Here is a 15,042-nt window from a genome sequence, read left to right on the forward strand (position 1 = left end):
TCACATAAAATAAAGCCAATTTAAATTTTAATATCTTTTATTTTCAAACTGTTAACAATATACTCATATAAATCAAATACCATGCTACAGCACTTTGATTTTAAATTATTTAAATTTTATTACATAAAATCACACAATTTTATAAAATATATGATTAATCTTATTTAAAAATATGGTAATTATTCATACATGTTAATTAAAAACTAAAATAAGCTATGAATATAAATAAAATTTTAGTTATATTAATAGTAAACTTCTATATTATTAATATAGCGCAGGCAGATATAAAAAAAGCCAAAACCATTACATGTGATTTGGTTAAAAATCCAAATTATCGTGAGGAAATATTAAAGCAAATTAATAGTATACGATCACGCCCTCAAGTCTGTGGCAATATGCAACTCTCTGCAGCGAACCATTTGAAATGGAGCAATACTCTATATAAAAGTGCACAAGTTCAGGCAAAAGACAATGCAGAACAAAAGAGGATTAATCATTTAGACCGAATAGGAAATAATTTACGAGCGCGTATGCAACAAGCAGGATACACAGGAAGTGCAGGTGGTGAAAATTTAGCAAGCGGACAAGGGAGTATGGATGAAGCCTTAATGGACTGGTTAAAACTAAGCCCTTCCCATTGTAGTACGCTTATGGATGAACGTTATACTGAGTACGCAATTTCATGTGTAACCAATTCACAAACTAAACGCAATTACTGGGTACAACATTTTGGTCGAAATATGCAAAGTTAACAGTAATCATCATGTCATTCTTAATACCTTACTGGATTGATTGTTTATCCAGTAAGGTTTTTAACAATAAATAATGGCAATATCACCATTACGATCTTAACAGTAGGCTTACTTACCCATATATCTCGCATGCCACTTAATGACGTTAGCTCTCTGTGCTTTGGCTCAATTATATTTTAATCATCAAGCTTGATTGCTGCTCTAACAGTACTAAAATTAGCCTAAAACATAAGCTAAAGCTATATTGCTACTATCAGCTAAAAAAGTGTTTAATGATGACTTAACAGAATATCTCTGATCCTCTATAGCATGATTATTTTCTATTTCATAGTTAATTCAATTTAAAACCACTTAGGGCTTAGGACTAAAAAACAAAGAGAAATATAAAATCTATGCATACTATTAAGGGCTTACCTTATGTAAAACAGCAAAGCATTGACTACTTTTATCTGTATTACACAGTTCAAAAGAGCGTGCATTACGCCATTTAATTAAATATTGAGAAATTTCTCCCGATTGATCAATACGATTTCCTGAACAATCTAACTGATTATTATCATACTGAATATTTAAGGTTAGAATAGCTTGTTTATTATCCATTTGTTGATTTGGTTGATATTCATATAACCCTGTAGACCATTCTGCACCACTTTTAACGACTAAATTATTATTACTTTTAAAATTATAATATTCAATACATTGCTTATTATTAGGAATAGGCATACTCCACAGCCCGACTATCTCTGGTCTCAATGAAATTTTAATGGTATTCGTTGGTTGAACTTTATTTTTATTTAACTGACTTTTTAAATTATCTTGAGCATTTACAGTCATACTCAAGGTTAATACTAAAAACGATAAAACTAATATTCTATTCATAACAATCTAAATGATTTTAAACTCAGCACTCAAGTTATCACATTTAAAAACAATGAGGGAATGAATAATGCAAATAAAAAACAAACTTTTTCACTTAATTTCAATTTTTAATATTATTTTTTCAATCTTATAAAAAAATCAATAAAATCGTAAAGATAACCAATATATTAATATTATTTTTTTAGTAAAAAAGTCAATATTAATGATTAACTTAACACAAATACTGTACATTACTTACAATAATATAATAAATATGCTTTCTCTATGGTCGCTCAATAATATCACCCTCTTTTATGACTCATCAATATCTTATACTCTCAATCCCAGTCTATAAATCACATTTGATTATGTTTTGATTTCCAACTGATGATCATCTTGAGTAATCTTAATTCTAATTTGTCGATATGTTCTTTGATTCGGCTCCATGGCAGAGCCGATCACTTCATCAAAAAAAATTCGATTATTCATTAATTCAGCATATGCCCGATAACCAATCAAGATTTTTTTAGGTTTTAGATGTAAACTTTTAACTTTTTCAATATATTGATCTAAAATATTTATAGAAATTGCCAAAAAATACTCCAAGCCTCATCAAAAATGGGATTATAATATTTTTATATTTCAAAGTGATGTCATTAAAAAGTTGAGTATTAACACGTTTTTCTGATCCATACTTTAGTTCACACCAATTGACCGCTTTGTATAGACTAAATTGAAATATCCTCACAATTAAAAGCAATGATGCGCTGATTTCAATTACTCAATACAAGGTATTTCTTTTAAAATTAATTGACTGATCAATACAGCAGTTGCAGCCGATAAGGTCCATCCCAAATGTCCATGCCCTGTATTATAGAAAACCCGATTTGACTTACCTTGCCGAATCACAGGCATCATATTCGGCATCATCGGCCTTAAACCAGCCCAAGGTATAACATATTCGGTAGAAATATTAAAATTTTGCTGACTCCAGTGAATCAAAGGCTGAATTCGATCAACACGAATATCTCGATTATAGCCATTAAATTCTGCTGTACCAGCCACTCTTAAACGATCTATACCTAAGCGAGAAGTAACAATTTTAGCTTGTTCATCTAATAGACTCACCCACGGTGCTTGATCTAAAGATGCCTGATCTTGTAAATTAATTGTGATTGAATACCCTTTAACAGGATAAACATTAACACGATCTCCCACAAGTTCGGCAAGTTGATAACTACCAACACCCGCACATATTAAAACTCCATCTGCAACAATAGGATGAATATCATGATCTAACTGCATATTTTTATCACTTGCTTGATAAGCAATTTCAAGACCCAATTTAAATTCTTTAATCTCTGTGACCGCAGCACCCCAAATAAATTTAACCCCCTTTTGTTCACATACTTTTGCTAATCCCACCGTAAATTTATGAATATCACCAGTAGCATCATCTGGACAATAAAAACCAGCAAAATAATTTTGAGTTAATGCCGGCTCGATATGCTTAATTTCCGCTGAAGTCACTGCGTATCGTTTTAATCCACCACGGCATAGTAGCTCATTGACTCGAATCGCGACGTCATAATCTTGCTGGTGATGATAAAAATGCAGAATGCCTCTTTTTTCTAGATCAAAATCGATCTTTTCTAATTCAGCAATTTCAAATAAGCGTTGACGTGCCAATAATGCCAAGCGTACTGTTTCACAGGTATTTTTTTCATAATGCTTAATATGCCCCATGAACTCAAACAACCAGCTATATTTATGTAAATTAAAAGATGGATTTAACAATAAAGGGGCACTTTTTTGCGACATCCATTTCAGCCCTTTTAAAACTGTGGCTTTTTGATTCCACACCTCAGCATTACATGCTGATAACTGTCCACCATTTGCATAAGAAGTTTCCATTGCTGGATATAAATGTCGATCAATTACCGTCACATCATATCCCAATAAAGCAAGCTCATAGGCAGATGTTACACCTGTAATACCCGCACCAATAATTGTAATCTGTGGCATAAACACTCCTTGACTTGTTTTTTGTGTATGCCCCATCTGTCTTTTTTACCTGAGAGCTTCGGCAAACTTAAATTAAACTAAGTTCACCATCCCCTTCGGTGAGTATATTTATTATTATACTTCTCTCCAGATTGTTAAATTATTACAGTCCTTTGTACCTGAAAGTTTCCGGGGTGGTTGCTCCTTCGGCGAACATCAAGATGTTTCTCTCCTGCAATAATGCAATATGTAGCATAAACATCAAACTTATGCCATGATTATTTATGCTTGAATCCCCTCATATATCTTGAATATTATTAACGTTGTTATCAAATAATATGGATAAAAAAAGCGCTAAAATAGCGCTTCATGTTGTAAACCAAGCTAAGTACGATTAACGATGTGTGTGAATTGACATCACAATCCCCATACCCGCCAAAGATGCAATTACAGCAGTACCACCATAACTCATTAAAGGTAAGGGATCTCCAGTCACAGGTAAGATACCGCTAACCATGCCCGAGTTTAAAAAAACAAAGAAAAAGAAAGTTAGTCCTGTAGCGCCTGCAAATAAACGTCCAAAGTTATGAAAACAATCCATACTGATCATTAAACAACGAATAATAATTGCAGCAAATAAACTAAATAAAAAGAAAACACCAATGAAACCAAATTCTTCAGCAAAAGTTGACATAATAAAATCGGTATGGTGTTCAGGAAGATATCCTAAATGCGACTGAGTGCCTTCAGTAAAACCTTTACCAATCATACCACCAGAACCAATGGCAATTTTAGACTGAATAATATTCCATCCAGCACCCAAAGCATCTGATTCTGGATCAAATAAAGTCATAACACGTTTTTTTTGATATTCTTGTAAAACAAACATCCAGAGTGCAGGTGCAGCAACCATCAAACCCGTTATAGCACCACCAATTAGTTTCCATGACATTCCACTCAAAAACAGAACAAAAATACCTGGAATAATTAAACCAATATTTAAATCTGGCTGTAATGCAACCAATGCAAATGGAATCATCATTAAAATAACAGCAATGACGATATGTAAAAATTTAGGTGGTAAAGGTCTCAATGAAAAATACCAAGCCATCATTAATGGCATTGCAAATTTCATAAACTCACTTGGCTGCATACTGCCGATACCAGGCAATAAAATCCATCGCCTTGCACCCATTTTCTTTTCCCCAATTAATAGCACCAAAACTAAAAGCACAACGGCAATTGTATATAAATACGGTGTAAGCAATTGATAGACTTTGGGAGGAATTTGTGCACAAATAAATAAAATAATGAATCCCATGCCAAAACTAATCGCTTGACGTAATACCATACTCACATCACCTGCTGTGGCACTATAAACTACCATGAGTCCGAGCAAAGCATTTAAAATCAGGAAACACAATAGCCAAGGATCTAAATGTAATTTCATCCAGCGACTAGATGATTCTCTTTTAATGCTTCTACCATCACGTAAGGCGTGACGTAAAAAACGATACTGCTCTGAAGGTATCATTTCATTCAATTATCATAGACAAAAATATGGTGCCAATTATAGAATTAAAGTCCGTAAGAGTGAACTATTAAACCCACTGTTATGATATTTTTAGTTCAATTCAAATCATCAAACTTCGCTGGATAGGCCATCAATCAGTATCATTACTGTTCATGTTGTGATGCCAAAATAAACTTAGCTAAAATTAAGTCGTCTGGATAAGTAATTTTAATGTTATCTGCACGACCTGGTATCATCAATACGGTTTCATGGATAACTTCCAAAGCACTGGCTTCATCTGTAATCGCTATATTATCAAGGCTAAGTGCATGATCAATTGCATACTTTAATAAGCCAATTTTACTGATCTGTGGCGTTTGTGCTTGCCAAAGCTGATCCCTGTTCACCGTTTTTTCAATATAATTTTGGTTGGCGAATGACTTTTTTAAAGTATCACGTACAGGCGTTGCTAAAATAGCACTCTTATTTTGCGCTATCGCTGTTGTCGATAAACATTGTAACGAACTTAAATGTACACAAGGTCGAGCAGCATCATGCACCATTACCCAATCATCTTCTGAAGCAATAGATAATAAATAATCCAATCCATTACGCACAGAATCTACGCGTTCTTTTCCACCGGTACAAAAATGAATTTTTTCAGGATGATCAAATGTCAAGGTTCTCGCAAATGTATCTTGCTCACTCACCACAAGTACACATCCAGCCAAATCAAGTAAATTGATTTGATTCACGGTATGTTCTAATACTGTTTTAGACTGAATGCGTTGATACTGCTTTAATTCATGTGATGAAAATCGAGAGCCAGAGCCTGCAGCAGGAATAATTGCCCATAATTTAGGGGGTTGGTGGGGCTTCATTTTGCTCGGACTCATTTGTTCTTAAATCATTGGTTGAATAAGGATTAATATATACGGGTTTATATTGAGTACTAATGGTACTCATCTGAATAAATGTTTCATGAGGTTTAATTAGACCCAAATCTAATCTCGCATGCTCTTCGATCGCCTCTACACCATTTTTAAGATCATAGACTTCTGCAGCTAAAATACGATTACGTTCTTTTAATTCTTCATTAAACTCAGCTTGCTGTTGTATTTTCTGCATTAACTTTTGATGTTCAAGATATCCTCCCTCACCAAACCAATATAAATACTGAAACCCCGCGATCAAAATGATCGCAAGGCCCAATAATACTTTACTCGAAATTGAGTTAAATACGTTTAACATATCAATGTGCTGTCTATCGCTTAATTTAAGCCTTTAAATTCAGCTTTACCGCGATAAACCGCTTTAGTCAACTCTTCAATACGAAGTAATTGGTTATATTTTGCTACACGGTCAGAACGGCATAGTGAACCTGTTTTAATTTGACCAGCAGCTGTACCTACTGCAAGATCTGCAATAGTAGAATCTTCTGTTTCACCAGAACGATGAGAAATCACAGTACTGTAGCCATTTGCTTTCGCCAAGTAAATTGCATCTAAAGTTTCAGTCAAAGTACCAATTTGGTTATATTTGATCAAAATAGAGTTTGCAACTTTTTCATTGATACCACGTTGAAGAATCTTAGGATTAGTAACAAACAAATCATCACCAACCAATTGAATCTTATCACCCAAAATAGATGTTAAATAAGACCAACCTTCCCAATCAGACTCATCCAAACCATCTTCAATCGAAATAATTGGATACTGTTTTGCTAAGCCAGCTAGATAATCAGCAAATTGGTGACTGCTAAACGCTTTATTTCCTTCACCAGCAAGAATATATTGACCATCTTTATAGAATTCTGAAGATGCACAGTCTAATGCCAACATAATATCAGAACCAGCTTTATAACCAGTTTGCTCAATTGCAGATAAGATGACCGTAATTGCTTCTTCATTTGAACGTAAGTTCGGTGCAAAACCACCTTCATCACCAACTGCAGTATTTAAACCCTGTTTCTTTAAAACAGATTTTAAAGCATGAAAAATTTCAGTACCGGCACGTAATGCTTCTGAGAATGAAGTGAAACCAACAGGCTCAATCATAAACTCTTGAATATCAACAGTATTGTCTGCATGAGCACCACCATTTAAGATATTCATCATAGGTACTGGCATGGTTAAAATGCTGTTATTACGTAAATCTGCGATATATTGGAAAAGAGGAATTTTCTTTTCATCAGCTGCTGCGCGAGCAGCTGCAAGTGATACTGCTAAAGTTGCATTAGCACCTAATTTCTCTTTGTTTTCAGTACCATCTAAAGCAATCATCGTATTATCGATGTCTTTTTGCTCAAATACTGACTTGCCAATTAAAGCATCACGAATCACTGTATTAACGTTATTAACAGCAGTTTGAACGCCTTTACCTAAGTAACGTGCTTTATCGCCATCACGAAGTTCTAAAGCTTCACGAGAACCAGTTGAAGCACCAGATGGTGCACATGCACGACCAACTACACCAGATGCTAAGATAACGTCTGCTTCGATGGTTGGGTTACCACGAGAATCCAAAATTTCACGTGCACGAATGTCAACGATTTGGCTCATGAACAATTCCTCAGTTAATTAATTAAATACTGCTATAGCAGCTTAAGGGTAAATTTTAATGTGTATCTAGCGTTTCAAAACCTTTCACTAAGGTATCTAATGCTTTCAACTGTGCCAAGAATGGCTCTAACTGTGACAAACGTAAAGCACATGGGCCATCACATTTAGCTTGTTCAGGATCTGGATGTGCTTCTAAAAACAATCCAGCCAAACCTGTAGCCATTCCCGCACGTGCTAATGTAGCAATTTGTGCACGACGGCCACCTGCCGAATCTGTACGTCCTCCAGGTGTTTGCAATGCATGCGTTACATCAAAAAATACCGGGACATTCATTTCTTTCATGATGTCAAAACCTAGCATGTCAACAACTAGATTATTATAGCCAAATGCTGAACCACGCTCACAAAGAATAAGCTTGTTATTTCCGGCTTCTAAGCATTTATGTAAAATATGACGCATTTCATGTGGAGCAAGAAACTGTGCTTTTTTAATATTGATAATGGCATCGGTTTTTGCCATAGCTTCAACAAGATCAGTCTGTCGACTTAAAAATGCAGGTAACTGAATAATATCTGCAACCTGAGCAACTTCTGCAGCCTGATAAGGTTCATGTACATCCGTAATAATTGGCACATTAAATTGTTTTTTAATTGCTGCCAGCCATTCAATACCTTTTTCCAGACCCGGGCCACGAAAAGAATGCAAACTAGAACGGTTTGCTTTGTCAAAACTCGCTTTAAATACATAAGGAATATTTAAACGCTGACAAATATCAATATAAGTTTCCGCTATTTCAAACGCGAGATCTTTAGATTCAAGTACATTCATTCCGCCGAATAATACAAATGGCAAATGATTTGCCATTTGTATATCGCCTAAACGTACAATTTCCTGTGGTTTTAATTGTGACATTTAAACTTCCTGATTTAATGCTAAACAGGCATTATTTGGTTTTTTGATACTGTTTTTTGGCAGCATCAATAAAACTAGCAAATAATGGATGACCATCACGTGGTGAACTTGTAAATTCAGGATGGAATTGTACAGCAATGAACCAAGGATGTTCAGGAATTTCAACCGTTTCAACCAAGCGCTGTATAGGTGAATAACCTGAAATTTTCATGCCATTTTCTTCTAAAACAGCAATATAACGATTATTCATTTCATAACGATGGCGATGACGTTCTACAATCTCATTTGCACCATAAACTTGACATGTTTTTGTGCCAGGAACTAACTCTGATTTTTGTGCGCCCAAACGCATTGTACCACCTAAGTCAGAATCCATTGAACGTTGCTGAACTTCACCACGTTCATCTAGCCACTCAGTAATTAAACCAATCAGTGGTGACTTAGTTGAACGATTAAACTCAGTCGATGTCGCATCTGTAATGCCTGCAACATTACGTGCGTACTCGATAACTGCCAATTGCATACCTAAGCAAATACCCAAGAAAGGAATCCCTTGCTCACGAGCAAAACGAATTGCTTTCATTTTACCCTCAGTACCACGTTCACCAAACCCACCTGGAACTAAAATAGCATGGGCATCTTTGAGTACTTCAGTCACATCTTGCTGTTCAAGTTCTTCAGCGTTGACATAATCAATTTGAACTTTAACTTGATTTTGAATACCAGCATGTAGTAATGCTTCATTCACAGATTTATATGCATCTGGCAGTTCAACATATTTACCGACCATCGCAACACGCACCACATATTCTGGGTGGAGCAAAGTATTGACCACATTATCCCAGTCAGATAAATCTGCTTCTGGTAAGTCATGATAACCAAAACGTTCACAAATTAAATCATCAACATTTTGTTCATAAAATGTTCGCGGAATTTGATAAATGGTTTTTGCGTCTTTACAAACAACCACAGCACGTGCTTCTACGTTAGTAAACAAAGCAATTTTACGTGTTGTATCTGCATCTACATCATATTCAGTACGGCAAATTAAAATATCAGGCTGAATACCAATTGATAATAATTCTTTCACCGAGTGTTGAGTAGGTTTGGTTTTTAGTTCTGCTGCAGACTTAATATATGGGAGTAATGTTAAATGCATCAACATGGTACGCTTATGGCCAAGTTCAACCATTAATTGACGTACCGATTCCATAAATGGTAAAGATTCAATATCCCCTACCGTACCACCAATTTCAACAATTGCAACGTCATAACCTTCACCAGCGCGAAGTACACGTTCTTTGATATTGTCAGTAATGTGTGGAATTACTTGAACTGTCCCACCGAGATAATCACCACGGCGTTCTTTGTTTAATACGTCTTGGTACACACGACCAGATGTAAAGTTATTTAACTTTGTCATCTTCGCACGACGCAAGAAGCGTTCGTAATAACCCAAGTCTAAGTCAGTTTCAGCACCATCCTCTGTGACAAAAACCTCACCATGTTGGAATGGACTCATTGTTCCTGGATCAACATTAATATATGGATCCATTTTGACCATAGTTACTTTTAAACCACGGGCTTCTAAAAGTGCAGCAACTGAAGCAGCTGAAATACCTTTACCTAGTGATGAAACAACACCACCAGTAACGAAAATAAAATGGGTCATTGGGTTTCTCGTACAATCGAGCCTAATTCGGCTTACAATGTTGCGTGATTTTACTTTACCTTGCACCTATAAAGCAAAGTCATTCCGCATCAATTACAATAAGATTGCACATTTGCCTATTTTTTAAACAAAAGATTGTATTGTATTGGTCAATCTATTTTACTGTTCGCTATATTTTAACATTTACTACACCAGCTTCGCATCCAACGCATGGCAACAAAATAGATCTATATCAATAAACGATAGCCATCCGAAATAGATCACTAGATTTTTTAAATTCAAGTAAAATTAAACTAAAATAGCAATTGATCAGCCCTTTAACTGAGTGATCTTATGAGCACTTTAATACGAGATTCAATATAAAACATATCTGTAAGAATAAAGCTAAACTCACCACAACTAGCCTTACAAAATTAAAGATAGTGCCATAATCAGCGCTATGTTGTGCCATTTTAGAATTAAACATATATCATTTATCACAGAGGATCGATTTTAAATACGACTAAAGTCATAATTAATGTATCCAATTGATAAAAGTTTCACAGTCTGCAACAAGATAAGATTTCATTCATCTATTTTACTGTTATAATTAACCTATCTCTCTAGACCACTATTTTTGTGCAATTATGAATAAAAAGTTATTGATCTTAGGCGCACTTGCCACTGCTTTACTGGTAACAGCATGCGTAAAAAAAGAATCACCAAGTGAAGATGAGCAAGAAAAAACTGCAGCAAGTCAAGTTGAACCAGCGGATTTTAAAGCACTTGAAGCAACTCAAGTACAAGAAGAAGTCACAGTAACGACAGACAGCAATACCCAACCTACAGCGCCAGCTATAACAGAAACACAGCGTGAAACTCAACAACCAAGCTACACCGAGCCTTCCAACACTAAACCTGTTGAAACAAACCCAACAGCATCGACCAGTAATAGCAACAGTAGTAAAACAACTGTAACAAACACGGCTGTAGAAGAGAAAAAAATCACGACTACACCTGCACCACAAGCTGCTGTGAACAATAAAGTACAATCTGAAGATGATGCTGTTGCAGCAGCAATCGCAGCGGCAACGCCTGCATTAAAAAATTAATCGATACGATTGATATAGCGATTTAACTCATCTAGCTATCATCAATTGATGAGATAAAGCAAATAAAAATCTCCAGACTTTGACTAAAAAGCTGGAGATTTTTTAATGACCCATATTACACCATGACAATATTCATCATTCATCAAGTACAGCATTATTCCCGGATTGAAGATGACATAACTGAATGATGATAACGTTTAAAAAAATCCGCCATCAATTGATGTGCCCATGATTGAGTATGTAAAGTTCCTTGATAAAAACCACAGTGACTTCCCTTACGGGTTGTAATCACAGCAATACTATTCATTTTTTGAATATCCTGCTTATAAGGTTCAAAGTTTTTAATATGGCAAACAGGATCATCTTCTGCATTTAACAACAGTAAAGGTACTTTAATATTTTTAAAAACATAAATTGGATTGGTCATCTGTGTATATGTTTGATAATCGCTAAAGCCAGCCATTTCATAATAAAAACGCTCAAATTCGGCTAAATTTTTTGCAGCGGTTATTTGATGTAATGAGTTTAAATCAGACCAGACCTCTGCATAAGGTGAAATAAATTTTTCAAATAACTTCTTGGCCATAATCCTACTGTAAACAGGATGAATATTGGTAAAACCTGTTTCGGTGTTATAACCCGGACATAAAGCAAATGCAGCCTTAACTGGCGTATCAGCACCAACCTCACCTAAATATCGTACCAACAAACCAGTTCCAGCAGATGATCCAGCCGCATAAAGTATTGATTTTGGAAATTTTTTTTGAATATAAGCAATCTGTTCCTTTAAGTCATCCGTGGAACCAAAGAGATTAATCTTAGCCACCGTCATCGGAAGATCTGCATGTCCACGACGTATACACAATGCAACTCGCCATCCTGTATATCGATTTAGATCTTGCACGACTTCAGCCATACTTTCTGGAGAGCCTGTTAAGGTATGCAATAAAATAATTGTTGGTGTTTCTTCTGGCAACTCCAGACCAAACCAAGCAATCGCCGTAATTCCTCCATCATGCATAACTAAACGCTCAATAAGGTCATACTTTAATTTGATTGTTTTTTGTTTAATAAAATCAAAATATAAAATATGCAGATGTGTATTTGCCAACCAAGGAGTGGGACGATATTTCTGTTTTAGCTGCGGTAAAGATTGCAGTAAATGCGTTAAATAACCTTGTTCTTTATAATAAATTTTAGGTTGTTCAGCACCAATCAGCGCATCAAATGCATGATCTAGATAGCGGCGGCATACTTTATATAATATATTTTTCATCTTTTCTTCCTATATACACTATCTAGGATTTTTCAATGCTATAGCAAGTTATATATCCATAGATGAAAAGCCTATCCAACTGAATATCAAATACATATAAGAGATAGACATCAAATACTACACTATCTCTGATATTTTAATTTAATATTCAACCAATAATGAGACATAAAACACAAAAAATAAATGTAAGTTTACTTACAATAATAGGGTTTTTCTATTGATTACTATTTATTTTGATCAGTTTAGTATCAACCCGTTACCACCATGATACCTACTGATGATTTTAATATTCCTAGTTTATCATCGGTATTTTTCATTCTAGATAAAAAGAAAGTGCAAAGCACTTTCTTTATAATTTCAAATTGTAGCGGCTAATTCTGCACCTTGACGAATGGCACGTTTTGCATCCAATTCACCCGCTTCTTTTGCACCACCAATCAAATGAACCTGATAACCATCGTGACATAATTGTTCATACATAGCACGAAAAGGCTGTTGTCCGGCACAAATTACAACATGATCCACATCTAAAATTTTTGTTTGCTGATCGATGGTGATATGTAAGCCTTGATCATCAATCTTCTGATAATCCACACCAGAGATCATATGAACTTGTCTATTTTTTAAATCAGCACGATGGATCCAACCCGTCGTTTTACCTAATCCAGCGCCTACAGGTGTCGTTTTACGCTGTAATAAATAAATTTCACGTGGTGATTTTTCATGTAATGCAACCTTAATACCGCCTGCATTTTCATATGTAGTATCAATTCCCCATTCCGTATAAAATTTTTCAGGATTTAGACTTGCACTTTCACCGTATTGAGATAAGTATTCAGCTGTATCAAATCCTATACCGCCTGCTCCAATAATGGCAACACGTTGACCAACCTGTTGTTTATATTTTAATACATCAATATAAGATAAAACTTTAGGATGATGAATACCATCAATCTCTAAATGTCGTGGTACGACCCCCGTCGCTATAACAATTTCATCAAATGAATTATTTTGTAAATCTTCATACGTTGCAGTATGGTTTAACACCAATTTAATATTTGATTGTAATTCAATACGGCGTTTAAAATAACGTAATGTTTCATAAAACTCCTCCTTACCTGGAACTGTTTTAGCAATATTAAACTGCCCACCTATTTGTGCTTCCCGTTCATAAATTGTAATTTGATGACCGCGTTCTGCAGCATGAATAGCAAAACTTAAACCCGCCGGACCAGCACCGATCACTGCAATTTTTTTAATTTGCGCAGCCGTTTTAAAAATTAATTCTGTTTCCTGACATGCACGTGGATTTACTAAACAGGTAGCGACTTGCATGGAAAAAATCTGATCTAAACATGCTTGATTGCATGCAATACAAGTATTAATTTCATCACTACGCCCTTGTTCGGCTTTATATACAAACTCTGGATCAGCCAACATAGGTCGCGCCATCGAAATCATATCCGCATGTCCTAGACTCAATACGTGCTCGGCCATTTCAGGTGTGTTAATACGATTCGATGTAATGAGTGGAATATTAACTTCCCCTTTTAATTTTTCTGTCACCCAAGTAAATGCAGCACGAGGAACTTTTGTTGCTATTGTCGGAATTCTTGCTTCATGCCAACCAATACCAGTATTAATAATCGTGGCCCCTGCTTTTTCAATTTGTTTAGCTAAATCAACTATTTCTTGAAGTGTTGATCCACCTTCCACCAGATCAAGCATTGACAGTCGATAAATAATAATAAAATTTTCGCCTACTTCAGCACGAATGCGCTGAACGATTTCTAATGCTAAACGGATTCTGTTCTGATAACTTCCTCCCCATTCATCATGACGATGATTAGTCCGTGCCGCAATAAACTCATTAATTAAATAACCTTCTGAGCCCATGATTTCAACACCATCATAGCCTGCATACTGTGCCAGTTTTGCGCAATTGACAAAATCAGCAATCGTCTGCCAAACTTCAGCTGAAGTTAATGCATGTGGTTTTACTGCATTAATCGGTGCCTGAATTGCAGATGGTGCAACATTTTGTGCCTGATAAGAATACCGTCCAGTATGTAAAATTTGCATTGCAATTTTACCGCCAACTTGATGTACGGCTTGAGTAATTAATTTATGTTTCTCTGCCGTTTGAATTGAATCTAGTTTTGCTCCCCCAGCAAAAGTAACACCTTGATCATTGGGCGCAACACCACCAGTCACAATCAATGCAACACCACCTTTTGCTCGTTCTGCATAAAATGCAGCCGTACGCTCAAAGCCATTTTCAACTTCTTCAAGCCCAGTATGCATTGATCCCATCAATACACGATTTTTTAAAACTGTAAAACCTAAATCCAAAGGTGCTAATAAATTTGGAAAATTTGACATCGGTCCCTCTCATTGATGTA

Annotated in this window: 13 protein-coding genes and 1 riboswitch; of the genes, 2 read left to right on the forward strand and 11 right to left on the reverse strand. The window is 35.5% G+C overall.

Translation table 11 applies throughout. The features are described from left to right. Positions 1-215: 215 nt before the first annotated feature. Positions 216-752: a CAP domain-containing protein gene (locus QSG86_RS12575; RefSeq protein WP_317031809.1), complete on the forward strand. Its 537-nt coding sequence runs from the start codon at positions 216-218 to the stop codon at positions 750-752. Positions 753-1,154: 402 nt separating this feature from the next. Here the strand turns inward: QSG86_RS12575 and QSG86_RS12580 are convergent, their stop codons facing one another. The 9 genes from QSG86_RS12580 to QSG86_RS12620 form a co-directional block, all read right to left on the reverse strand. Next, positions 1,155-1,631: a hypothetical protein gene (locus tag QSG86_RS12580; protein WP_317031810.1), complete on the reverse strand. Its 477-nt coding sequence runs from the start codon at positions 1,629-1,631 to the stop codon at positions 1,155-1,157. 345 nt (positions 1,632-1,976) lie between these two features. Further along, positions 1,977-2,198: a hypothetical protein gene (locus QSG86_RS12585; RefSeq protein ID WP_317032572.1), complete on the reverse strand. Its 222-nt coding sequence runs from the start codon at positions 2,196-2,198 to the stop codon at positions 1,977-1,979. 189 nt (positions 2,199-2,387) lie between these two features. Beyond that, on the reverse strand, positions 2,388-3,635 hold the full coding sequence (locus QSG86_RS12590; RefSeq protein WP_317031811.1) for a D-amino acid dehydrogenase: 1,248 nt from the start codon (positions 3,633-3,635) through the stop codon (positions 2,388-2,390). Between the two features lie 135 nt (positions 3,636-3,770). Beyond that, positions 3,771-3,859, reverse strand: a riboswitch (glycine riboswitch). Positions 3,860-4,008: 149 nt separating this feature from the next. After that, the gene (rodA, locus tag QSG86_RS12595; RefSeq protein ID WP_317031812.1) at positions 4,009-5,148 is read right to left on the reverse strand and encodes a rod shape-determining protein RodA; all 1,140 of its coding nucleotides are present in this window, start codon (positions 5,146-5,148) and stop codon (positions 4,009-4,011) included. Between the two features lie 143 nt (positions 5,149-5,291). Next, entirely contained in the window at positions 5,292-6,008 is a 717-nt protein-coding gene (gene ispD / locus QSG86_RS12600) for a 2-C-methyl-D-erythritol 4-phosphate cytidylyltransferase (protein WP_317031813.1), read from the reverse strand. Beyond that, complete coding sequence (locus QSG86_RS12605; RefSeq protein WP_317031814.1) at positions 5,986-6,378, reverse strand: septum formation initiator family protein; 393 nt, start codon at positions 6,376-6,378, stop codon at positions 5,986-5,988. Before QSG86_RS12605 ends, ispD begins: the two co-directional genes overlap by 23 nt. A gap of 20 nt (positions 6,379-6,398) precedes the next feature. Further along, the gene (eno, locus tag QSG86_RS12610) at positions 6,399-7,688 is read right to left on the reverse strand and encodes a phosphopyruvate hydratase (RefSeq protein WP_317031815.1); all 1,290 of its coding nucleotides are present in this window, start codon (positions 7,686-7,688) and stop codon (positions 6,399-6,401) included. Between the two features lie 55 nt (positions 7,689-7,743). Next, a complete protein-coding gene (gene kdsA, locus QSG86_RS12615; RefSeq protein ID WP_317031816.1) occupies positions 7,744-8,601 on the reverse strand; it encodes a 3-deoxy-8-phosphooctulonate synthase in 858 nt (285 codons plus the stop codon). A 31-nt stretch (positions 8,602-8,632) separates the two neighbouring features. Beyond that, the gene (locus QSG86_RS12620) at positions 8,633-10,273 is read right to left on the reverse strand and encodes a CTP synthase (RefSeq protein ID WP_317031817.1); all 1,641 of its coding nucleotides are present in this window, start codon (positions 10,271-10,273) and stop codon (positions 8,633-8,635) included. Between the two features lie 626 nt (positions 10,274-10,899). On the opposite strand from QSG86_RS12620, the gene QSG86_RS12625 reads away from it, so the two are divergent. Then, a complete protein-coding gene (locus QSG86_RS12625; RefSeq protein WP_317031818.1) occupies positions 10,900-11,364 on the forward strand; it encodes an internalin in 465 nt (154 codons plus the stop codon). A gap of 154 nt (positions 11,365-11,518) precedes the next feature. On the opposite strand, the gene QSG86_RS12630 is transcribed toward QSG86_RS12625, so the two are convergent. Both QSG86_RS12630 and QSG86_RS12635 read right to left on the reverse strand, forming a co-directional pair. Continuing rightward, on the reverse strand, positions 11,519-12,640 hold the full coding sequence (locus QSG86_RS12630; RefSeq protein WP_317031819.1) for a YheT family hydrolase: 1,122 nt from the start codon (positions 12,638-12,640) through the stop codon (positions 11,519-11,521). Between the two features lie 357 nt (positions 12,641-12,997). Next, on the reverse strand, positions 12,998-15,022 hold the full coding sequence (locus QSG86_RS12635) for an NADPH-dependent 2,4-dienoyl-CoA reductase (protein ID WP_317031820.1): 2,025 nt from the start codon (positions 15,020-15,022) through the stop codon (positions 12,998-13,000). Positions 15,023-15,042 lie beyond the last annotated feature (20 nt).

The organism is Acinetobacter sp. SAAs474, from assembly GCF_032823475.1.
Lineage (GTDB): Bacteria > Pseudomonadota > Gammaproteobacteria > Pseudomonadales > Moraxellaceae > Acinetobacter.